Here is a 21,819-nt window from a genome sequence, read left to right as displayed (position 1 = left end):
GAGTGTCGGTCCCCGGCCGTACGGTTCTCCTCGTACCGATGCACTCATGTACGAGTCGATGTACTCGTGTACGAGGGGGAGGGGCGATCCATGGCCAACAATGCCGCCGCACGTCTTGTCACCACGCTCACCGCACCGCTGGACAGCAATCAGGGCGCTGCGGACGCCCCGCACCTCCTGCAGTGGCCCGCGCATCAGGAGGACATGCGGCCCGCATCCGGCGACGAGCAGCCCGCCCCCGGCCGGCGTCTGCTCCTCCGGCGCAACGACACCGAGTTGGTCGCCGTCGACCCGGACACCGAGGGCGCCCCGGCGATCCGTTTCCCCGCGCCCTGGCCCCGCCGCTTCGGTACCTGCACGGTGGCGCCGAGCGGTGATCTCGCGGTCTTCGCCGGGGTGCACGCGCTGCGCGCGGTGGACCCGACGGGCGCGGTGCGCTGGGAGGTCCGGCACGGCTGCTGGGACGGCAGCTGCCGCACGCTCCACACCACGTACGAGGAGTACGCGGCCGGCCGTTCGCATCTGCACGCGGACAGCGGCTCGGCCGTGTTCTCGGCGGACGGGACACTGGTGTGGGCCCACATCCGCGGCCCCGTCGCGGCGGCCGGACCCGACCCGGAGGCCCTGGACGAGTGGCTGGTCGTCGACGCCGCCGACGGGCGGGTGCTCGGCCGGACGGACGCGGAGACCGTGGCTGCGGGTTCGGACCATGTCCCGCATCCGGACCCCTCCCGGATGGGGCTGAGCGTCGGCGAGGGCCAGGACGGGGTGCCGATGCTGTGGGGCCGGTGGGACGGCGAGAAGCTCTCCGTCGAGCGGTTCTGCGACGACAAGCGGATCCTGATGGCGGTGAGCCCGTCGGGCGAGCGCTTCCTGACGGTGACTCATTACGAGGAGACGCTCGGCGTGCACAGGGTCGACGACGGTTCCGTGCTGTGCGAACTCGACATCGAGAACGCCGTTCCCCGCCACCCCGGGGCCGATCCCGACGACCAGGACGCCAATGAGACGCTCTGGGACTACGAGTGCGGCTTCCTCGACGAAAAGACCGTCATCGCCGGTACGTCGGAGAGCGACGAGGAGTACGGCGAGCAGCGCCACTGGCTGGTGAGCACGGACGCGGCGCAGATGCGGGTGACCGCGCAGATCACGTACCCCTTCCCGATATCCGGCAGGGTCACGGCCCTCGGCGACGGCACCTGGTACACGGTGTCGGAGGCGGGCGACGCCGTGCATGTGTGGAGACGGTAGGCCGGGCCGGAGGCATCGGCCCAAGGCCCCCGCCCGCAATCACCCGCATTCGGCCATTCATTGGCCGAAGAATGATCTTCAGCTGACCTGCCGATCCTGCCGATGCAGAAGACATCTATGTTGTTCCGCGCCGTGAGGAGGCCTGCCATGGACGACACTCTGCTGGCCCTGTCCATCCCCGTGCTGGTCTTCGCCGGCGGTATCTACGCGGCGTGCGAGAGCTGGTGGCGGCGTCGGCACCCCGCGCCGCCGTCCCCGTACACACATCAGGCGGCGCGGCTGGCAGAGCGCGCGATGCTGGTGGACGCCGAGGACGTCGTCGACGGCGCTTACACGAGGCTGGGCGGCCTCTACGACAGCCCGGGTTCGCCGGACACGCACCCTCCGGCCCTCGGCGTCACGCGCCGGGAGGCCGCCGGCCCGGATCCCGGCCGGTCAGCGCCGGCACCTGCTCGAAGGGGCTGGCCCCGTCCGGTCGCCCCTGCATGCCGGAGCTGACCGGCGCTTGAAGAAACACGACACTGCCCCCACGGAGTTCCGCGCATCATAGGATCGCCGCCATGGCAGGTCCTCGACGCGACACCCGGGGCATCGTCGACGCCCCCGAACTCTTCGCGCAGGTACGTTTCCGCCGCCGCGAGCCCGCCCCCGCGCTGCGGCCGTACCTGGAGCACTACTGGCTCATCGACTGGGATCTGCCGAAGCCGTACGCCTCCCATCTGGTGCCGCACCCGTCCGTGAATCTGGTCTTCCAGCAGTACGGGACCGGCGAGGACCACGGCGCCGGGTTCGCAGAGGTCTCGGGCATCGGTCTGGAGCTCTTCACGCAGAAGCTGGAGGGCCGGGGTCGGGTCTGCGGGGTGCAGTTCCGGCCCGGCGGTTTCCGCCCCTTCGCACCGGACCGGCCGGTGTCTCAGTGGACGGGGCGGCGGCTCCCCGCGGACGAGGTGTTCGCCCCGCCCGCCCCGCCGTCGGCCGTGCTGGATCCGGCGGACGAGGGCGCGCGGGTGGCGGCACTCGACGCGTATCTGCTGGCGCTCGGCCCAAAACCGGACCCGCAGGCCGAACGTGCGATGGCCCTGGTCGACCTGGTACGCACTGACCGCACGGTGCGCCGCGTCGACGAGCTCGCCCGCATCGAAGGGCTGTCGTCGCGCTCGCTCCAGCGGCTCTTCGCCGCGTACGTCGGCGTCGGCCCCAAGTGGGTCATCCTTCGCTATCGCATCCACGAGGCGCTGGAGCGGGCCGAGTCGGACCCGGAGGTGGACTGGGCGGCACTCGCCGCGGAGCTCGGTTACAGCGACCAGGCCCACCTGATCAGAGACTTCACGGCCACGGTCGGTGTCCCGCCGACGGCGTTCGCCCCACGCTGACTGCCGGAGGGGCCCCTCTGATCACCCGAGCCCCATCCGGCTGTCAGTGCCGCGTCCTACAGTTTCGGCATGGAACGCACCGCTTCATCGTCCGTACGGATCGAGCCCTGGTCGGACGCCGACCTGGAGCTGCTCCGCCGTGCCAACGCACCGGAGCTGATGGACCATCTGGGCGGCCCCGAGACGGAGGAGCAGCTCATAGCGCGTCACGAGCGCTACGCGGCGATGAGCGCGGACCGGACGGGCAGGGGCAGGATGTTCCGCATCGCCCTGGCCGGCGGGGACGAGGCCGTGGGCACGATCGGTTTCTGGGAGCGGATCTGGCAGGGCCGGGAGGTGTACGAGACGGGATGGGCCGTCCTTCCCGGATACCAGGGCCTGGGCATCGCGACGGCCGCCACGACGGCCGTCGCCGAACAGGCCCGCGCCGAGCACAAGCACCGCTATCTGCACGCCTATCCGTCCGTCGACAACGGCGCGTCGAACGCGGTGTGCCGCAAGGCGGGCTTCACCCTGATCGGCACGTGCGACTTCGAGTACCCGCCCGGCAATGTGCTGCTGACGAACGACTGGCAGCTGGGCCTCACCCCGGACGCCCCGGACGCGGGACGCTGAACCTCGGCCCACGCCGAGGCCCACGCGGGGCCCGAGCCATGAGCTCAGTCCAGATCAAGGACCTTGTCGAAGTTGAACGCGACGATGCCCAGCCGCTCCCGCAGATAGAAACGGTGGGCGTCGGTGCGCTGCGTGCCCGAGTCCAGATTGAGGTGCAGACAGCCGGCCTCCCTGGCCCGCCCTTCGAGATGCCCGAGGAGCCGGCGGCCCACACCGGTGGAACGGGCGCCTTCGGCGGTGACCAGGTCGTCCACGTACAGCATCCGGATCTGGCTGGTGTTGTCGACGATGCGCCAGCCGGCCGCGCCCACGCAGGCGCCCTCGCCGTCGTAGGCGGCGCTGAACCTCAGTCCCTGTGCGTGCCCCTTCTCGTACACCTCCCGGAAGAGGTCCTCGGTGAGGTGCGGGCGGAGTTCGCGCAGGACGGGAAGCAGGTCGGCGGCCAGTCGGGCATCGCCGGGTTCGAGGTCGAGGATCTTCATGCGGGAACTGTAGGCGCCGGGCCGCCCGGTGCCGCCTTCCACGTCCTGGACGAGGACGACAGGGGCGTGGGCGGGCGCATCACCGCGCACTACCGCTTCGTGCCGTAGCCGCCCACGGCCCGCCCTCCGGAGCCCTGCCCCCGGGCCCGCCCGAAACCGTTTGACGGACCGGCGACGCGGAGAAGCTGACCGGCCACCCGGCCCGCACCTTCGCCACCAGGGCCGAGGAACACACGGCCGCCTTCCGCCCCTGACCGTGCACCCCGGCGCCGAAACCCCTGGCTGACGCACCCCGCGCGATGACATCCTGACGAGGTGAACGGACCGGAGATCCACCTCGAAGTCGACCCCGAACTGCGGCTCTTCGTCGCCCATGAACGCCGCAGGGGACGCTCTGCCGTGACCACCGACGGCTCCTCCACTCTCGGCCATGTCGTGGAGTCGCTCGGCATCCCGCTCACCGAGGCCGGACAGCTCCTGGTCGACGGCCGCCCCGTACCCGTCTCGCACATCCCGGGGGCGGGCGAACTGGTCGAGGTACGCGCCGTGGAACGCCCCCAGCGCGTCCCGGGCGCACCCCTGCGGTTCCTGCTCGACGTCCACCTCGGCACGCTCGCCCGGCGGCTTCGGCTGCTGGGTGTCGATGCGGCGTACGAGAACGAGGACATCGGTGATGCCGCGCTGGCCACCCGGTCGGCGGACGAACGCCGTGTACTGCTCTCCCGGGACCGCGGGCTTCTGCACCGGCGGGAGATCTGGGCCGGGGCGTACGTCTACAGCGACCGGCCGGAGGACCAACTGCGGGACGTGCTGGAGCGGTTCACACCGCATCTGGCCCCCTGGACCAGATGCACCGCCTGCAACGGCCCGCTGAAGGCGGCCGACAAGGACTCCGTCAGCGACCATCTGGAGCACGGCACCCGGCGCTCGTACGACGTCTTCGCACAGTGCACGGAGTGCAACCGCGTCTACTGGCGGGGTGCCCACCACTCCCGCCTGGACGCGATCGTCACGAAGGCGCTCCACGACTTCGCGCCCACTCCCCCGGACGACACCGAGGAGAACGAGCACGACCGGGCGCCGTCAAGCCCGTCCGGGGCCGGAGACTGACGGGGCCCCCTCCCGCAATGCCGTGACCTGCAGTGCACTCAGCTCGACCGTCCGCCGCATATGGGCAATGAGCAGAGCCACTTCGTCATCGTCGTACGCCTCGAACATCGCCGCCCATGCCCCGTTCAGCCGCTCCCACACCGCACCGATCTCCGCCATCCGCTCCGGGACGGTCGTGACGAGCACCCGCCGCCGGTCGGCCGTGTCACGCTCGCGCGTCACATAGCCACCGTTCCTAACCAGTGTGCGTAAGTGAGTCCTGGACCCACTGTTGCGTGCTGGGCGCGTCCCGAACGGTTTTGGATGCGCTGGGTTGCCGCTTTCTCGTCCCGTTCGGCGGCACGTCTCTGGGGGCGTGGTCCGTTGCGGGTGGGCGGGTTCCCTCGCGCCCCCGGGTGCCTGGTCCGGCCTGGACGGTCCGATGCCCCGCACGATCACTCCGGTCGTGTGGGGGCGGTGCCGTCCGACGCCGGACCGGGTGCCCGAGGGCGCGTCGTCCGATCGCGATGCCGGCGGCATCATGACGGGACATTCTGCGGTGCGGGGTGGCCAGTGGCTTCTGCCAGTGCTGGGCACCCCACTGGGAGGTGTAGGCGGGGTCGACCGCGATGATCGCGAGGCCCTGTTCGGCGGCCATGGAGACCAGCCGGGCCTTGAGCTTTCCGGTCGGGATGCCGGAGATCAGCTGCCTAAACCGCTTCCGGCGGCCGTGCTTCTCGCGGGTCTTCTCAGTGGTGAAGTCGAGGTCTTCGATGGCGATCGCGGTGACACCGGCCTGCTTGGCCCAGTGCAGCAACTGGGTCAGTGCGTGGCGGATCTGTGCGTCGCGGTGCGTGGTGGTGCCGGACAGGTCGTAGGGGAAGCGGTGCGGGTCGCCGACCGGATTGCCGTGCCGGTCAAGCCGGTAGGCGGCGAAGTGGTCGGCATTGGTGTCGACGCCGATCATGCCCCGGGCGCGGGCGGTGGCCAGCGGGATGGTCTTCACGACGGGGCGTTGCCAGGACGCGGTGGGGTACCAGCGGCCACGGTCGGTGTCGAGGTGGATTCGGTAGGCCACGGCCCGGTTCGCTTCGGTGCGGTCGGCCCACTCCACGCCCCGGTGCGCAAACGCCGCGGTCGAGGTGAGGGTGTACCGGCCGTGCTTGGCGTTGGCCAGGTGTGCGAGCGGGGCGGGCAGTTTGATGCTGACCTTGCCGTCCGGGGTGACGCGGATTGTTTCGTTCCCGTACCGTTTCCCGGACTCGCCGTCGGCGGCGATGAACCAGCGTTCAGCTTCCCAGCGCTCCCGCCACTGCTCTTCGGTCAGCCGGGCCCGAGTGAGGTGGTGGCGGGTGTTGAGAAGGCGTCTGCCGCCCCGCACGACCCGGACGCGTCCGGCCTGCCGGTCACGGACCGCGGTATCGTGCCGGGCTTCCAGCGCCGCGAGGCGGCGGGACTTGTGGAACCACTCGCCCTTGGAGCGGTAGCCACCGGCCGCCCGCTTCGTTCCCGGCGCGCCGATGGGGAGGGACAGGCGGTGCCGCAGCGTCCCGATCCCGGATTCCAGATTCCGGATGTGCGCCGCCTGGCAACGGCGCGCCAGCGCCCACTGATCGTGTGTGGCTTTGGTGATCGCACCGGCGATCCGCGACGACGACTGTGCGGTCAGGTCCCGCTTGCGCGACGCCCAGGTGTCCGCGCTGTGCTCCAGACCATCCGCACAACGGGCCCTGAGGTCGCGGGAAGCGAGCGCGCCCTGGTGCTCACCGACCGCACGCAGGACTATCTCGTCCTGGGGGGTGAGGTGCTTGAGACGGTCCCGGACCGCCACCCCACAGGGCCTGGGCGCCACGAAGGACCCGGCCAACTCCCGCACACCACCCACCACAACACCCCCTCCCCAGACTGGAAACCTGCCACCTGCCCAACGAGCAGCAGACGCCAAGGTCACCCATTCGGCCCCAGAACCCCCGTTCCCACCCCCACACACCCACCGACAGGACCCACTCCCGCTCACCACAACTCACTTCAACGCAGCAAACCGACAGCAGCTCACAACCCCGCTCCAGCCGGTCGACCAGCCGGGTCGCCGACCCCGTGGTGAGCCCGGTCATCTCCGCGATGCGGCCCGTGGTGACCGGCGCCGTCTCCAGACTGAGCAGATTGAGGCACTGCAGATCGGTCGGGTGGAGCCGCAGATGGTCCGCGACGGCCTGGTTGAAGAGGGCGTACGCGGCCATGTAGCGGCGCGACTCGACAGTCAGCTCGGCCATCAGCGCGCTGCGGCGGGACCGGGATTTCTGCGGCATGCAGAGAGTGTACGAAGCAGATAACACCCCTCGCGGCCGCGCTACGGCCGCTCGGCGGTCAGATAGCGCTGAAAGCCGCAGTTCAAGGGCGAACTGCAGCCCCTGCGCCGCGTCCGCGCGCAGCGCACCCGTCCGGCACAGCACGGTCAGCCGGTCCGCTTGCAAACAGCCCCCGGAAGCTCCTGCCGCACCGGGAGCCGCACCGGCGTACGCACCCGCACGGTCACACCGGCCGGGTTCGACGGACCGCGGTTCCGGCTCTCCGTCCGGACCCCCGAGCCCCGTACCCCGTGCCCTCTCCCTCGCCGCCCATGGCACGCTGATTCCATGGTCGTCGCCCGCTCTGTCGCTCTGTTCGTCATCGCCGCACTCTTCGAGATCGGCGGCGCCTGGCTCGTCTGGCAGGGCTTGCGTGAGCACCGGGGCTGGATCTGGATCGGCGCGGGCGTCATCGCGCTGGGTGCCTACGGTTTCGTCGCCACGCTCCAGCCGGACGGCGAGTTCGGCCGCATCCTCGCCGCGTACGGCGGTGTCTTCGTCGCGGGCTCGATCGCCTGGGGCATGGTCGCCGACGGCTACCGCCCCGACCGCTGGGACGTGATCGGCGCGCTGATCTGCCTGGCCGGCATGGCCGTGATCATGTACGCCCCGCGCAGCCGCTGACCGCGCACCTGCCTATCCTGGCCCCGTACCGATCAGCTGCCCGAGGAGTCCGCCATGGCCGCCGTCCCGATCGCCGTCATCACCGGAGCGAGCAGCGGCATCGGCGCCGCGACCGCCCGGCAGTTGGCCGCCGCCGGCTACCGCGTAGTCCTGACCGCCCGCCGCAAGGACCGCATCGAGGCGCTCGCCGCCGAGATCAACGAGGCGGGCCACCAGGCAACGGCCTACGCCCTGGATGTCACCGACCGCAATGCGGTGGACGAGTTCGCCACGGCGTTCCGTACCCTCGCCGTCCTCGTCAACAACGCCGGCGGCGCACTCGGCGCCGACCCCGTCGCCACCGGCGACCCCGCCGACTGGCGCCAGATGTACGAGACGAACGTCATCGGCACGCTCAACATCACCCAGGCCCTGCTCCCCGCCCTCACCGAGAGCGGCGACGGCACGATCGTGATCCTCTCCTCCACCGCAGGCCTCGCCACCTACGAGGGCGGCGGCGGCTACGTGGCTGCCAAGCACGGCGAACACGTCCTGGCCGAGACCCTTCGCCTGGAGATCGTCGGCACCCCGGTCCGCGTCATCGAGGTCGCCCCCGGCATGGTCAAGACGGAGGAGTTCGCCACGACCCGCTTCCGCGGTGACACCGAGAAGGCGGCAAAGGTGTACGCGGGCGTCGAGGCCCCCCTCACCGCCGACGACGTGGCCGACACCATCACCTGGGCCGTCACCCGCCCCAGCCACGTCAACATCGACCTCCTGGTGGTCCGCCCCCGCGCCCAGGCCTCCAACGCCAAGGTCCACCGCACCACCTGACCCGCACCGCCTGAGCCCGGCGAAGACCCGAAAGAGCCCGGAGACCGGAAGGAGCCCCGGACACACCACCCGCGTCCGGGACTCCTCCGTTCAGAGGTCCTTCCATCCGGAGGCCCTCCGTTCAGTCGCGCGCAAAAGGCCTCAACCCTTCACACACACAACCTGCTTGAGCTTGGCGACGACCTCCACCAGGTCCCGCTGCTGCTCGACGACCTGCTCGATCGGCTTGTACGCGGCCGGAATCTCATCCACGACGCCGGAGTCCTTGCGGCACTCCACGCCCCGCGTCTGATCCTCCAGGTCCCGCGTCGAGAAGCGCCGCTTCGCAGCGTTCCGGCTCATCTTCCGGCCGGCGCCGTGCGAGGCCGAGTTGAAGGACTTCTCGTTCCCGAGGCCCTTCACGATGTACGAGCCGGTGCCCATCGAGCCCGGGATGATCCCGAAGTCCCCGGAACCCGCACGGATCGCCCCCTTCCGCGTGACCAGCAGGTCCATGCCCTCGTACCGCTCCTCCGCCACATAGTTGTGGTGGCAGGAGATGACCGGATCGAAGGTGACCTTGGCCTTCTTGAACTCCTTGCGGACCACGTTCTGGAAGAGCGCCATCATGATGGCGCGGTTGTGCTTCGCGTACTCCTGCGCCCAGAAAAGGTCGTTCCGGTACGCCGCCATCTGCGGGGTGTCGGCGATGAATACGGCCAGGTCACGGTCGATCAGGTCCTGGTTGTGCGGCAGCTTCTGCGCCTGCCCGATGTGGAAGTCGGCCAGTTCCTTGCCGATGTTCCGCGATCCGGAGTGCAGCATCAGCCAGACCGAACCCGACTCATCGAGGCAGAACTCGATGAAATGGTTGCCCGATCCGAGCGTTCCCATCTGCTTCGTGGCACGTTCCTGACGGAACTTGACCGCATCGGCAACCCCGTCGAACCGCCCCCAGAAGTCGTCCCAGCCCGGCGCCCGGAAGCCGTACAGCCGGTCCGGCTCCACGGCCTCGTCATGCATGCCGCGGCCCACCGGAATCGCCTGCTCGATCTTCGACCGCAGCCGGGACAGGTCGCCCGGCAGGTCATTGGCCGTCAGGGAGGTCTTCACCGCGGACATTCCGCAGCCGATGTCCACGCCGACCGCCGCCGGACAGACCGCACCGTGCATCGCGATCACCGAACCGACCGTCGCCCCCTTGCCGAAGTGGACGTCCGGCATGACGGCGAGACCCTTGATCCAGGGCAGGGTGGCCACGTTGCGCAGCTGCTGCATCGCGACGTCCTCGACCGAGGCCGGGTCGGCCCACATGCGGATGGGAACCTTCGCGCCCGGCACCTCTACATACGACATAGTTCCTCGATTCCCCCGAAAAGCCTGAAAGCGCAAAACCGGTGCCAAGGTCGGCAAATGAGTCGGTCGACCGGCATTCACAGCGGCGCGTGCGATACACATTGTGTCCACCGGTCGCCATCGAGCGGCAACCGTTTTTCGCACGAAGGGAGCCCAGGACCGTGCGACGAATGGCGTACGTACCCGGCACCGCGCTACTGGCAGCGCTTGTCGTCGGCTGCAGTGCCAGCACCGGAACGGGTGGCTCCGCCCCCGACAGCAAGCCCGGCGAGGCGACCGTCGCCGCGGCGGCCCCCGGCAAGTACCGCACCCTCCCCGACCCTTGCCGCGCCGTTGCGCCGTCCGCGCTGAAGGACCTGCTTCCGGGCGCCGCCGAACTCCCCGAGGACCAGCAGAAGAAGGTGTACGAGGGCACAGCCACCGTCACCTACGACACGGACCGCAGGGTCGGCTGCCGCTGGAAGTCCGATGCCCCCGACTCCTCGCACACCCTCTTCATCGACTTCGAGCGTGTCGTGTCCTACGACCCCTCGGTGAGCGACGACGACCGCGCCCGGGAGGTGTACGCGAAGAAGGAGACCGCCGCCGGTCTGTCCTCGCCCTCCGCCACACCCAGCAGCACGAAGGACGCGGAGAAGCAGACATCCCCCTCCTCGGAGTCCGGGGCGGACTCCGCCTCGCACGCCCTGTCCGGCCCGGCCTCCGAAGACGGGAACGCGGACGAGCCCGCAGGCGAGAGCGCCGACGAGAACGGCAGCGCAGGCAGCGACACCGACGGCAGCGCAGGCAGCGCCGACGAGAGCCTTCTGCCACGCACCCTCGACAACCTCGGAGACAGTGCATTTCTGGACGATCTGCTCACTCGGGCAGGTTCCACCGCGCAGAACCGCACGGTGAGCGTGGTATTCCGCACATCGAACGTCATCGTGACCGTCAAGTACACCGAGCAGCCGGCCGTCTCCACCGTGCGCCCCGACAGCAAGGAACTGCAGGACAAGGCCCTGGCGCTGGCCCGGAAGCTGGTCGACAAGTTCAGCGAATAGCCCCGCCCGGGGCACCCCGGACCGGTGTCGCCCACACCCGCCGAGTGCCCGACCGAAGCGGCATCCGGTCGCCGTCCGTCGTACCGTGGCCCTCCGGAACACCCGCCGGACCACCCGCCGACCGCCCGCGCCGACCACCTGGCAGCCCGCCCGCCGCGCCACCCGAGTGAAGGAACCATGCACCGTTCAGCCCCGCGACTCTCCCGCATACTCGCCTGCGCCGCCGTTCCGGTGATGCTCGTCGTCGCCGGCTGCTCGTCGGACTCCGGCGACAAGAAGGACCCGGGTTCGTCCTCGTCGTCCGCCACGCCGAGCGCGAAGAAGTCGGAAGCGACCGTCGAGCCGGCGAAGTTCGCCGCGCTGCCCGACCCGTGCAAGTCGATCAGCACGAAGACGGTCACCTCCCTGGTCCCCAGGGCGAAGTCCAAGGGCGGCACGCCTGCCGAGTCCAGCGACACCGCGTACCGCGCGGGCTGCTCCTGGAACGGCCTCGACGACAACGGCGTGAAGGGTTCCCAGTACCGCTGGCTCGACGTCGGCTTCACCCGCTTCGACTCGGACCAGTCCCTGGGCAGCGGCGCCAAGCGCGCGCAGCAGGACTACGAGAAGCAGGTCGCCAAGGCCAAGGCGACCGAGGGTGCGAAGAAGGTCGCCGAGGCGCCCGTCTCCGGCATCGGCGAGCAGGCCACCAAGATCACGTATGACCTCACCAAGACGAGTGAGGACTTCAAGTACGCAACGGTCGTGGCCCGTACCGGGAACGTCGTCGTCACCCTCACCTACAACGGTGCGGGTTACGCGGGCTCGAAGACTCCGTCCGCCGACGACATCCTGAAGAGCGCCGAGAAGGCGGCCAAGGAGGCAGTGGCCTCGGTCGCCGCCGCCGACACGAAGTCGGACGCGCCGAGCGGGTCGGCCGAGCCCAGCGGGTCGGCCAAGTCGAGCGGGTCGGCCAAGTCGAGCGGGAAGGCCAAGCCCAGCGGGAAGGCCACGGAAAAGAAGACGAGCTAGCCGACGCGGCAGGGCCTGCCCCAACGCCCCTGCCCAGAAGCAGTTTCACGAAGCCCGGTCCTCCCCCGAGTACCGGGCTTCGCCCCTCCCCGCGCAACACGCCGCTCCCTCATGTGCCAGGCTGTGCCCGCCAGAAGTCGGAACAGGACATCGAAGCAGAGCTTCGGCGCAGGACGTCGGACAAGGGAAACGGGGAGGGGAACGCGGGTGGCCGCGATGCAGCTGACACGCACCCACCGGATACTCATCGGGCTCGTGGTCGCCGGTGCGGTGCTCATCGCCGCGATCGGTTTCGCGGGTTCGTACGCGGCGGTGCGCGAGCTCGCCCTGCAGAAGGGCTTCGGGAACTTCTCGCTGGTCTTCCCGATCGGCATCGACGCCGGCATCTGTGTCCTGCTCGCCCTGGACCTGCTGCTGACCTGGATGCGCATCCCGTTCCCGCTGCTGCGCCAGACGGCCTGGCTGCTGACCGCCGCGACGATCGCCTTCAACGGCGCCGCGGCCTGGCCCGACCCGCTCGGCGTCGGCATGCACGCGGTCATCCCGGTGCTGTTCGTGGTCTCCGTCGAGGCCGCCCGGCACGCCGTGGGCCGGATCGCCGACATCACGGCCGACAAGCACATGGAGGGCGTGCGGCTCACCCGCTGGCTGCTCTCCCCCGTGCCGACGTTCCGGCTGTGGCGGCGGATGAAGCTCTGGGAGCTCCGGTCGTACGAGCAGGTCATCAAGCTCGAACAGGACCGGCTCATCTACCAGGCCCGCCTCCAGGCCCGCTTCGGCCGCAACTGGCGCCGCAAGGCACCCGTCGAGTCCCTGATGCCGCTGCGCCTGGCGAAGTACGGCGTTCCGCTGGCCGAGACCGCCGGGGCCGGCCTCGCCGCCGCAGGCATCGAACCGGCCCTGCTGCCCCCGGCCCCCGCCCCGGTCGAACCGGGCGAGTTCCAGCCCGAGTTGCCGTACGCCGAGCCCCACCCCCAGCACCAGCACCAGCAGCAGCACCAGCAGTACGAGCAACAGCAGCAGCACACCCACCCCTCCGACCCGGCCGCCGCCGAGGAGTGGCCCCAGGAGGGCCCCGGCTCGCACGAGAGCCCGTGGTTCGCGGCGCCCCAGGTGCCGGACGACGCGTACGAGAGCGCGTACAACCCGACGTACGTCGAGGGCCTGGAGCCCACCCCGGTCATGGTCCCCTCGGGCCCCGGCGGCCGCACCCGCCCCCTGGGCAACGTGGGCACCATCGGCGCCGTCCCGGGCCCCCGCGCCGCGGAACCCCAGCCGGAGCCCCGGCCCGAGGGGCCCCAGCCGGAACCCCCGCCCGAGCGGCCCCAGCCGGAACCCCGGCCCGTGCAGCAGCAGGAGCCCGACCCTTCCGAATGGGCCGAGGCCGAAGTCGAGTTCAGCAAGATCGCGTACGAGGTGTTCACCGCGTACACGCACGCGCACCAGGACTACCCGAGTGCGGAGGTCCTCGACATACACCTCTCGGACGGCCACAACGTCAGGCACCCCCGCAGCGCGGCCCTGCTCCGCCGCCTCCTGCCGGGGTTCAAGCAGCGCTTCGACAACGAGATGGCGGAGAACCACATCGCGTAGGACCCCGCCCGGCCCGTCCGGCGTTCGAGGACGGAACCGGCAACGACAAAGGGCCGTCACCCGAATCACCGGGTGACGGCCCTCCGTATCGAGTACCCCCTACGCGCCCAGCAGCCTCCGCACCCGGTCCGCCCCCACGGCCAGCAGCAGCGTGGGCAGCCGCGGCCCCGTGTCCCGGCTGACCAGCAGCCGGTACAGCAGCGCGAAGAACGACCGCTGAGCGGCCTTCAGCTCGGGCGTCGGCTTGGCGTCCGGCTCCAGGCCCGCCAGGATCTTCGGCACGCCGTAGACCAGCGTGGTGAGCCCGTCCAGCGACCAGTGCGAGTCCAGCCCTTCCAGGAGCAGCCGCAGCGACTGACGGCCCTGCTCGTCCAGCGAGCCGAGCAACTCCTTGTCCGGCTCTTCGCGGACGATCGTGCGGGCCTCGGCCGGGACCTGGCTGGTGATCCAGTTCTCGGCGCGGTCGAGCCGGGGCCGGGCCTCGTCCAGCGCGGTCAGCGGGTTCTCCGGGTCCAGCTCGCTCAGGATGCGCAGCGTCTGCTCGTCGTGCCCGGCCGTGATGTCGACGACCGAAGCGAGCGTGCGGTACGGCAGCGGGCGCGGCGTACGCGGCAGCTCACCGGCGGCCGTGCCGATGGCCCTCGCGTACGCGGCGGCATCGGCCGCCAGCACCGAGCCGTCCGCGACCTTGCGCGCCAGCGAGTCCCACTCGTCGTAGAGCCGCTGGATCTCCTGGTCGAAGGCGATCTTGAAGGACTGGTTGGGCTTGCGGCGCGCGTACAGCCAGCGCAGCAGCGGCGCCTCCATGATCTTCAGCGCGTCGGCCGGGGTCGGCACGCCGCCCTTGCTGGAGGACATCTTCGCCATGCCGGAGATGCCGACGAAGGCGTACATCGGGCCGATCGGCTGTACGCCGTCGAAGACCTCGCGGACGATCTGGCCGCCGACGACGAACGAGGAGCCCGGCGAGGAGTGGTCCACGCCGCTCGGCTCGAAGATCACGCCTTCGTACGCCCAGCGCATCGGCCAGTCGACCTTCCAGACCAGCTTCCCGCGGTTGAACTCGCTCAGCCGGACGGTCTCGGCGAAGCCGCAGAACGTGCAGGTGTAGTTCAGCTCGGTGCTGTCGTCGTCGTACGACGTGACGGTCGTGAGGTCCTTCTCGCAGTTGCCGCAGTAGGGCTTGTACGGGAAGTAGCCGGCCGCGCCGCCGCTGCCGTCGTCCTCGCCGGCCGCGCCGGAGCCCGCCTCGGCCTCCAGCTCGGCCTCGTCGACCTTCTTCTGCTGCTGCGGCTTCTTGCCCTTGCCCGCGGCCGCCGGGTCCTTCTTCGTCCGGTACCGGTCGAGGACGGCGTCGATGTCGGCGCGGTGCCTCATCGCGTGCAGGATCTGCTCGCGGTACACGCCGGCCGTGTACTGCTCGGTCTGGCTGATGCCGTCGTACTCGACGCCCAGCTCGTCCAGCGCGGCGGTCATGGCGGCCTTGAAGTGCTCGGCCCAGTTCGGGTACGTGGACCCGGCCGGGGCGGGCACCGAGGTCAGCGGCTTGCCGATGTGCTCGGCCCAGGACTCGTCGACACCCGGGACACCGTTCGGAACCTTGCGGTAGCGGTCGTAGTCGTCCCAGGAGATCAGGTGCCGGACGGTGTATCCCCGGCGGCGGATCTCGTCGGCGACCAGGTGCGGGGTCATGACCTCGCGGAGGTTGCCCAGGTGGATCGGGCCCGACGGGGAGAGACCGGACGCGACGACGACCGGTTTGCCAGGCGCACGACGCTCCGATTCGGCGATGACATCGTCCGCGAAGCGGGAGACCCAGTCGGTCTCGGTGCTGCTCTGACTCTGAGCCACGGTCTGCACGTCCTTCTCTCTTGTAGGACTCGTAGGAACACCCTTGTGGGACTCGGTAGGGGCGCCACCCATTCTCCCAGGTCCCACCGGCAGCGCGAAAACGGCTTTGCTCGCCGTGGAATACTGGGTGTGATCCCTTGTACCCCTACGGAAACGGCAGCCAGCCCATGGCCTCGGTCAATTCCCTCGCTTCCACGCTCCAGCAGCAGCTGGCGGACGCCCTGACGGCAGCGCTGCCGGATGCCGGCACCGCGGACCCGCTGCTGCGACGAAGCGACCGGGCCGACTTCCAGGCCAACGGCATCCTGGCCCTCGCCAAGAAGCTCAAGGGCAACCCGCGCGAGCTGGCGTCCCAGGTCACGGCCGCGATCCCGGCGGGCGGCCTGATCAAGGAGATCGAGGTCTCCGGCCCCGGCTTCCTGAATGTGACGCTCTCCGACAGGGCGATCATCGAGACCCTCGCCGCGCGTGACGCGGACGACGAGGGCCGGCTCGGCGTCCCGTACAACAGCGCCGCGGGCACCACGGTCATCGACTTCGCGCAGCCGAACGTGGCCAAGGAGATGCACGTCGGCCACCTCCGTTCCGCGGTGATCGGTGCCGCGATGGCGCAGATCCTGGAGTTCACGGGCGAGACCGTGGTCCGGCGGCACCACATCGGCGACTGGGGCACCCAGTTCGGCATGCTCATCCAGTACCTGATCGAGCACCCGGGCGAGCTGAACCACGAGACCGACGGCGGCGCGGCGGACGGCGAAGCCGCCATGTCCTCCCTGAACCGGCTCTACAAGGCCTCGCGGGTGCTCTTCGACTCCGACGAGGAGTTCAAGGCCCGCTCCCGGGACCGGGTCGTCGCGCTCCAGGCCGGTGACGAGGAAACCCTCTCCCTGTGGCAGCGCTTCGTCGACGAGTCGAAGATCTACTTCTACTCGGTCTTCAACAAGCTCGACATGGAGATCCGCGACCCCGACATCGTCGGCGAGTCCGGCTACAACGCCATGCTGGAGGAGACCTGCCGCATCCTGGAGGAGTCGGGCGTCGCCGTCCGCTCCGAGGGTGCGCTGTGCGTGTTCTTCGACGATGTGAAGGGCACGGACGGCAACCCGGTGCCGCTGATCGTCAAGAAGTCGAACGGCGGCTACGGCTACGCGGCGACGGACCTCTCCGCGATCCGCGACCGGGTGCAGAACCTCAAGGCGTCCACCCTGCTGTACGTGGTGGACGCGCGGCAGGCCCTGCACTTCAAGATGGTCTTCGAGACGGCCCGCCGCGCCGGCTGGCTGAACGAGGACGTCAAGGCCGTGCATCTCGCCTTCGGCACGGTGCTCGGCAAGGACGGCAAGCCGTTCAAGACCCGTGAGGGCGAGACGGTCCGGCTGGAGGACCTGCTGGACGAGGCGATCGACCGGGCATCCACCGTCGTGCGCGAAAAGGCGAAGGACCTGACCGACGAGGAGATCACCGAGCGCGCCACTCAGGTCGGCATCGGCGCGGTGAAGTACGCGGACCTGTCGACGTCGGCCGCCCGCGACTACAAGTTCGACCTGGACCAGATGGTGTCGCTGACCGGCGACACGAGCGTGTACATCCAGTACGCGCACGCCCGGTCCCGCTCCATCAAGCGCAAGGCGGGCGAGCTGAAGTCCCAGCCGCACCCGGAGCTGGAGCTGGCCCCGGCCGAGCGCGCGCTGGGCCTGCACCTGGACCAGTTCGGCGAGGTCGTGGCCGAGGTCGCCGCCGCGTACGAGCCGCACAAGCTGGCCTCGTACCTCTACCAACTGTCGTCGCTCTTCACGACGTTCTACGACCAGTGCCCGGTGCTGAAGTCCGACGTCCCGGGCGATGTGGCCGAGAACCGCCTCTTCCTCTCGGACCTCACCGCCCGCACCCTGCACCAGGGCATGGAGCTGCTCGGCATCAGGACCCCCGAGCGCCTCTGAGCCCCGTCCGCACGTGCAGGCACCGGCCCAGTGGCCGTGACCGTTACTCCTTGGTCACCCACTGGGCCGTGTCGTGTCGGTACATGTACGTCGGCCGCGTCTTGATGCTGCTCGTACGGAACGGCTTCCCGCCGTCGTCGATGCGCAGCGTCCCCTCCCGGCCGCCGCTGCTCCACTCCAGCTCCAGGTACCAGCTGACGTCGTGCCCTTCGACGTGTGCGTTGAGGTCGAACACCTCCACATCGGTGGAGGACACCCGGAACGGGAAGTCCTTCGGCGGCACCCGCACGTCCCCCTGCTGCCCCGCCACCGGGGTGAGGGTCGGCCGGGTGTCGTCGAGGTCGACGTCGAAGGACTGCGGTGTGATGCCGCTCCCGCAGCCTTCCCCCATCGAGTACGCCGACCACGCCAGCGGCGCCTTCCGGGACAGCGTCCGCACATGCAGTCCGTTCAGCACGACGGCCTGCCCCGACTTCCCCTGCACGGTGAGTTCGAGCAGCAGGTTGCCGCCGTCCACCCCGCCGAGCGCCCTGGCCCAGCCGCGGGTGTCCTGTGGTGCGGGTGGCGGAGGCACGTCGTTCGGTTTCTGGTCCAGCACGTAGTACTTGCCGCAGGGCTCTTCCCAGTTGTACGAGCTGATCGTGGCGCTCAGCGGCACGCCCCCACCCGTCTGCGCACCCGGCCCTGCTCCCGGTCCCGCGCTGTGCCCGGTGGACGCTGAGGCGGAAGCGGCCCCCGGCCCCGGGGACGGAGTGGTCGCGGCACCGGACTTGCCGGGCTTGCCCGACGGATTCGGTTTGCTGGGCGACGCGGAGACGCTCTCGCCGTAACTGGGCAGTACGGGTACGCCGTTGTCCACGCCGTCCACGGCGGGAGCACGGCTGAGGCCGCCGGTGTCCGTGCCCGAGAGATTACTGAGGACGATCGTGGTGGGCACGGTGAGCGCGACGACGGCGACGGCCGCGAGCAGGACGCGCGCCCGCGGGGAGGACCAGAACCGCCGGGGCCGGCTCGCCCCGGCCATCACGACCTCGAGCGCGGGCGTGTGGCCGTCCTTGTCCTCGCCTCCGTCCCGGTCCTCGGGCGAAGCCACAGCCTCAGCCGCGGCTGCCTGCTCGGGAACAGACTCGGAATCAGAAACGGGAGCCGGAACGGAAACAGGAGCCGGAACAGAATCGGGAACGGAAGCAGGACGCCGTCTCGCCGCATCGGCCACGATCCACCGCCGGTGCAGCTCCACCAGCTCGTCCGGGCTCGCCCCGCACAGCCGACCCAGCCGCTCCACCGGCGCGTACTCATTGGGTACGGCGTCACCGTTGCAGTACCGGTGGAGCGTCGATGTGCTGACGTGCAGTCTTCCGGCGAGAACCCCGTAGCTGTGCCCCGAACGGTCCTTCAGTTTCTTCAGCAGAGCCGCGAATTCCTCGGCCTCCGGCGTCGCCACTACGGCGTTCCCCCTCCTGGTGCGTCCCGGAACACCGTTCCAGGGACGTGGAATCTGCCCAGGTCACAGTACGCGCAAGCATTCCAGCTTCCCCAATGGGCCGTTCGGCGTTGCGGCCGGAATCCGCCGTCCCGCAGTCTGTGACCACACCGCAGAGACCACCGGGACGACGCAGTGCGAACACATCTCCGCATCGAGCTGATCGATGCCGTGGCAATCGGCGTAGTGATCGTGTCGACCACGATCGTCATGGTCCTGATCTGCCATCACTGACTGAACAACCTCACCAACACATACGGGGAGTACCACCACCATGCGCAGCAACCGCATCCGCACCACCGTCCTCGCCGCGACCGCCCTCCTGGCCGCCCTCTCGCTCACCGCCTGCAGCGACAACGGCAGCGGTGACAACGGCAAGTCGGGAGCGGCGGCTCCGGCAGGGAGCACCGCCGACCAGCAGCCCCCGGCCGCCACCGCGCCGGACTCGGGCAAGGACACCAAGAACACCGGCGGCACGTCGTCCAACACCCCCGCCAAGAACACGGCGGCCGACTCCAAGGACTCCACCTCCGGCACGGGCGGCCAGAAGAGCAACACCGGCGCCACCGGCAACAAGGGCACCGGCAACAGCTCCCCCGTCACCTGCACCGGCTCGAACACCAAGGTCACCGTCAGCAAGGTGAGCCGCCCCATCAACCACCTGCTGCTCACGGCGACCAACACCGGCTCCGTACCCTGCTACGCGTACCACGCGCCGGCACTCCGCTTCGACGACGCCCAGGCCGCCTTCCCGGTCCTCCGTGACAGCATCCCGCAGGCCGTGGTCACCCTTGCGCCGGGCCAGTCCGCCTACGCCTCCATCGGACTGTTCGGTGAGCCCGACGGGCAGGAGCTGCACAAGGGCACCCACCTCACGGTGTACTTCACCGGCAAGAGCAACCAGGGCTCCACGGGCGCCCCCGCCGAGCTGACGCTCCCCGCCGGCACCTCCTGGGGCGACAACGGCTTCGTCACCTACTGGCAGAGCGACATGGCCGACGCCCTCATGTACTGATCCTTCAGCACGCGCGGGGCCCGCTTCCGGTGCCGTCACCGGGGGCGGGCCCTTGCTCACGTGCCGCGGATCACTTGTCCTTGGCAGCATCAGTACGATCCGCTCGTCCGCACCGCAGATCTCGCGCAGCAGGTGCACGGTCTCCGCCTGGTACACGTCCCGGGAGGAGGGCACCAGCTCGGGCAGACCGGGCTCGCGGTACTCAAGCAGTTCGCGCAACTGCTCGTCGATGCGCAGCGCACCCAGCGCGTGATGCCTGGCCACCATGTGCCGGTGCGGGTCGGGGCCGGGCCGCAGTGCGTCCAGCCGCAGCAGCAGCCTGGACAGCGCGGCGGTGGCGGTGGCGGTGGCGCGGACCGCGTCGCTCAGCTCGGAGTAACGTTCGGGCGCCACACCGTGTTGGCGCTCCGGTAGGGCGCGGTCGCCTCGATCGCGGCGTCGGCGAAGGGCGCCTGGCCGGGGTGGTGCGCCGCGAGGTACGCGCGCACCAGGCGCAACGCGGGAAGTCCCGAACCGCCCGAGCCCGGCACGTCCAGGCCGGCGCACCGCACCCGGCCACCGTCCGCGTTGTGAGCGCGCAGCAGGCGGAGCATGTCGTGCATCTCGCTGGACTCGCCGAACCGGAAGGTGAATCCGTCCCGCCCCACCGTCCCGACGTCGCCGGGGTCGCCGCGGATCCAGTCGTCGACGAGGTACCCCTCGGCAAATGCCCGGCGCCCCGACATGACACCGGGCCAAGTCTCCATCCTCGCAGGCTGGTTACGGATAGCATCGACTTAAACACAGGAGGCTATGAGCATGTCCGAACTCCTCAACCAAGCCGCACAGCTTGGCCCCTATCTGGCTACCGCGCTCGCTTCGTTCGGCCAGTCCGTACTCGCCGCCGCGCAGGACCGCGCGGCCGACGGAATCGTGGAGCGGGGCCGCGCCCTGCTCGGCCGGGCGCTGGACCGCACGCCGGACACCGCCGAGGCCGACACCATCCGCGCGCTGCCCCCCGCCGAGCACACGGCCCTCGCGACCGCGCTCGCCGAGTGGTACGACGCGCCGGACGGCGACCGGAGCGCGGCGTCCCTCACCGAGCACATCGAGCGCATCGCACGCGCCGCCACCCCCAGTACCACCGTCAACATCGGTACGGGCGGGACGGGCGGAGGGGCCGGGATCGGGCAGATCATCGGCAACGTCCAGTTCGGCACGGCGCGGGGCGGGAACGACCGGCCATGAGCCGGCAACAGCCCGGATCCCAGCACAACATCGGCACGGGTGGGACCGGAGGAGGGCCCGGGATCGGGCAGATCATCGGCAACCCCCTCTTCATCGGGACGAGCAGCCGGGAGCGCGATCACCGCTCACTCGTGTGGAACTGGGTGCCCAGTGCGCTCGTCTTTCTCTCGCTCGTCATCGCGCTGGCCCGTGAACCGGAGGGCCCCCGTGCCCAGTTCCTGCCGGTGTACGCGGTGTTGCTGGTGTCGTTCCTGATCGCGTTCCTCCGGGCCACCGTCGGTGTCGACTGGTCCCGGGCGGCGCGCGCGGCGGTCTCCTGGGTGTCGGTCGTCATCGCGGTCCTCGGCTGTCTGGCGATGGAGGACCTGCGGGAGCACGGAGAGGTCGATGTCATGGGCCGGATCACCCTCACGCCTTCGAAGAACCTGACGGACGGGGAGCAGTTCGTCGTCGTGATCAAGGACGGGCCACCCCGCGGCCGGCTGAGGCTCGCTCTCGACGCCGACGAGGCCAGGGGCGCGGGCGACGTCCAGCGATGCCGGCCCGACACCCGCTTCGTCCTGCCCGGCCCCGACGGCGGGACAGATGACGCCTCCGGACTCAACACCCGGCACGAACTGCCGGTCCGCGACACCCCCGCCCGGTTCTCCATCACGCTCAGAACCGGTGAGGACTGCCGGATGGACGTGTCGGCGGCCGAAGCCGTTCTGCATGACTGAACACGAC

At 70.1% G+C, this 21,819-nt stretch carries 21 protein-coding genes and 1 pseudogene; 14 read left to right on the top strand and 8 right to left on the bottom strand.

Annotation, left to right across the window (positions count from 1 at the left end):
- The first annotated feature begins 90 nt into the window (after positions 1-90).
- The 4 genes from OG953_RS24680 to OG953_RS24665 all read left to right on the top strand — a co-directional run bounded on the left by OG953_RS24680 (position 91) and on the right by OG953_RS24665 (position 3,239).
- Positions 91-1,251, top strand: a complete 1,161-nt coding sequence (locus tag OG953_RS24680; RefSeq protein ID WP_405686932.1) for a hypothetical protein — start codon at positions 91-93, stop codon at positions 1,249-1,251.
- A gap of 147 nt (positions 1,252-1,398) precedes the next feature.
- Positions 1,399-1,749, top strand: a complete 351-nt coding sequence (locus OG953_RS24675; RefSeq protein ID WP_405686930.1) for a hypothetical protein — start codon at positions 1,399-1,401, stop codon at positions 1,747-1,749.
- 62 nt (positions 1,750-1,811) lie between these two features.
- The gene (locus OG953_RS24670) at positions 1,812-2,624 is read left to right on the top strand and encodes a DUF6597 domain-containing transcriptional factor (RefSeq protein ID WP_405686928.1); all 813 of its coding nucleotides are present in this window, start codon (positions 1,812-1,814) and stop codon (positions 2,622-2,624) included.
- Positions 2,625-2,693: 69 nt separating this feature from the next.
- Positions 2,694-3,239: a GNAT family N-acetyltransferase gene (locus tag OG953_RS24665; protein ID WP_405686927.1), complete on the top strand. Its 546-nt coding sequence runs from the start codon at positions 2,694-2,696 to the stop codon at positions 3,237-3,239.
- A gap of 44 nt (positions 3,240-3,283) precedes the next feature.
- On the opposite strand, the gene OG953_RS24660 is transcribed toward OG953_RS24665, so the two are convergent.
- Positions 3,284-3,721, bottom strand: a complete 438-nt coding sequence (locus tag OG953_RS24660; protein WP_405686926.1) for a GNAT family N-acetyltransferase — start codon at positions 3,719-3,721, stop codon at positions 3,284-3,286.
- A gap of 315 nt (positions 3,722-4,036) precedes the next feature.
- Between OG953_RS24660 and OG953_RS24655 the strand changes: the two genes are divergently transcribed.
- A complete protein-coding gene (locus tag OG953_RS24655) occupies positions 4,037-4,831 on the top strand; it encodes a Mut7-C RNAse domain-containing protein (RefSeq protein ID WP_405686925.1) in 795 nt (264 codons plus the stop codon).
- Here OG953_RS24655 and OG953_RS24650 read toward each other — a convergent pair.
- The 3 genes and pseudogenes from OG953_RS24650 to OG953_RS24640 form a co-directional block, all read right to left on the bottom strand.
- Positions 4,805-5,053, bottom strand: a complete 249-nt coding sequence (locus OG953_RS24650; RefSeq protein WP_405686924.1) for a hypothetical protein — start codon at positions 5,051-5,053, stop codon at positions 4,805-4,807. The genes OG953_RS24655 and OG953_RS24650 overlap by 27 nt on opposite strands.
- A 13-nt stretch (positions 5,054-5,066) precedes the next feature.
- A complete protein-coding gene (locus OG953_RS24645; RefSeq protein ID WP_405692035.1) occupies positions 5,067-6,695 on the bottom strand; it encodes an IS200/IS605 family accessory protein TnpB-related protein in 1,629 nt (542 codons plus the stop codon).
- Between the two features lie 175 nt (positions 6,696-6,870).
- A pseudogene (locus OG953_RS24640) lies at positions 6,871-7,119 on the bottom strand (MarR family transcriptional regulator); the annotation flags it as partial.
- Between the two features lie 327 nt (positions 7,120-7,446).
- On the opposite strand from OG953_RS24640, the gene OG953_RS24635 reads away from it, so the two are divergent.
- Both OG953_RS24635 and OG953_RS24630 read left to right on the top strand, forming a co-directional pair.
- Positions 7,447-7,782, top strand: a complete 336-nt coding sequence (locus OG953_RS24635; RefSeq protein WP_405686922.1) for a YnfA family protein — start codon at positions 7,447-7,449, stop codon at positions 7,780-7,782.
- Positions 7,783-7,836: 54 nt separating this feature from the next.
- The gene (locus OG953_RS24630) at positions 7,837-8,595 is read left to right on the top strand and encodes an SDR family NAD(P)-dependent oxidoreductase (RefSeq protein WP_405686921.1); all 759 of its coding nucleotides are present in this window, start codon (positions 7,837-7,839) and stop codon (positions 8,593-8,595) included.
- Positions 8,596-8,736: 141 nt separating this feature from the next.
- Here OG953_RS24630 and OG953_RS24625 read toward each other — a convergent pair whose 3' ends face one another.
- Positions 8,737-9,930, bottom strand: coding sequence for an RtcB family protein (locus OG953_RS24625; RefSeq protein WP_405686920.1), 1,194 nt, complete (start codon positions 9,928-9,930; stop codon positions 8,737-8,739).
- A gap of 170 nt (positions 9,931-10,100) precedes the next feature.
- Here OG953_RS24625 and OG953_RS24620 point away from each other — a divergent pair, with 170 nt between their 5' ends.
- From OG953_RS24620 to OG953_RS24610, 3 genes are all read left to right on the top strand, one after another.
- Positions 10,101-10,973: a DUF3558 domain-containing protein gene (locus OG953_RS24620; protein ID WP_405686918.1), complete on the top strand. Its 873-nt coding sequence runs from the start codon at positions 10,101-10,103 to the stop codon at positions 10,971-10,973.
- 177 nt (positions 10,974-11,150) lie between these two features.
- The gene (locus OG953_RS24615) at positions 11,151-11,984 is read left to right on the top strand and encodes a DUF3558 family protein (RefSeq protein ID WP_405686916.1); all 834 of its coding nucleotides are present in this window, start codon (positions 11,151-11,153) and stop codon (positions 11,982-11,984) included.
- Positions 11,985-12,191: 207 nt separating this feature from the next.
- Complete coding sequence (locus OG953_RS24610) at positions 12,192-13,577, top strand: DUF2637 domain-containing protein (RefSeq protein ID WP_405686915.1); 1,386 nt, start codon at positions 12,192-12,194, stop codon at positions 13,575-13,577.
- 99 nt (positions 13,578-13,676) lie between these two features.
- Here OG953_RS24610 and lysS read toward each other — a convergent pair whose 3' ends face one another.
- A complete protein-coding gene (lysS, locus tag OG953_RS24605) occupies positions 13,677-15,437 on the bottom strand; it encodes a lysine--tRNA ligase (RefSeq protein ID WP_405686913.1) in 1,761 nt (586 codons plus the stop codon).
- Positions 15,438-15,595: 158 nt separating this feature from the next.
- Between lysS and argS the strand changes: the two genes are divergently transcribed.
- Entirely contained in the window at positions 15,596-17,368 is a 1,773-nt protein-coding gene (argS, locus tag OG953_RS24600; protein ID WP_405686911.1) for an arginine--tRNA ligase, read from the top strand.
- A 43-nt stretch (positions 17,369-17,411) separates the two neighbouring features.
- Here argS and OG953_RS24595 read toward each other — a convergent pair whose 3' ends face one another.
- Positions 17,412-18,812, bottom strand: a complete 1,401-nt coding sequence (locus tag OG953_RS24595) for a helix-turn-helix domain-containing protein (protein ID WP_405686910.1) — start codon at positions 18,810-18,812, stop codon at positions 17,412-17,414.
- Between the two features lie 313 nt (positions 18,813-19,125).
- Between OG953_RS24595 and OG953_RS24590 the strand changes: the two genes are divergently transcribed.
- A complete protein-coding gene (locus OG953_RS24590) occupies positions 19,126-19,866 on the top strand; it encodes a DUF4232 domain-containing protein (protein ID WP_405686909.1) in 741 nt (246 codons plus the stop codon).
- A gap of 365 nt (positions 19,867-20,231) precedes the next feature.
- Here OG953_RS24590 and OG953_RS24585 read toward each other — a convergent pair whose 3' ends face one another.
- Positions 20,232-20,612, bottom strand: a complete 381-nt coding sequence (locus OG953_RS24585; protein WP_405686908.1) for an erythromycin esterase family protein — start codon at positions 20,610-20,612, stop codon at positions 20,232-20,234.
- A 52-nt stretch (positions 20,613-20,664) separates the two neighbouring features.
- Between OG953_RS24585 and OG953_RS24580 the strand changes: the two genes are divergently transcribed.
- Both OG953_RS24580 and OG953_RS24575 read left to right on the top strand, forming a co-directional pair.
- Positions 20,665-21,093 carry a hypothetical protein gene (locus OG953_RS24580; protein WP_405686906.1) on the top strand — a complete coding sequence of 143 codons (429 nt, stop codon included), beginning with the start codon at positions 20,665-20,667 and terminating at the stop codon, positions 21,091-21,093.
- On the top strand, positions 21,090-21,812 hold the full coding sequence (locus tag OG953_RS24575; protein ID WP_405686904.1) for a hypothetical protein: 723 nt from the start codon (positions 21,090-21,092) through the stop codon (positions 21,810-21,812). The genes OG953_RS24580 and OG953_RS24575 overlap by 4 nt, the downstream gene beginning before the upstream one ends.
- The last annotated feature ends 7 nt before the right edge of the window (positions 21,813-21,819 follow it).

The organism is Streptomyces sp. NBC_00057 (assembly GCF_045041165.1).
In the GTDB taxonomy this organism is placed as follows: Bacteria; Actinomycetota; Actinomycetes; order Streptomycetales; family Streptomycetaceae; genus Streptomyces.
This window is presented reverse-complemented; position numbering and strand designations above follow the sequence as displayed.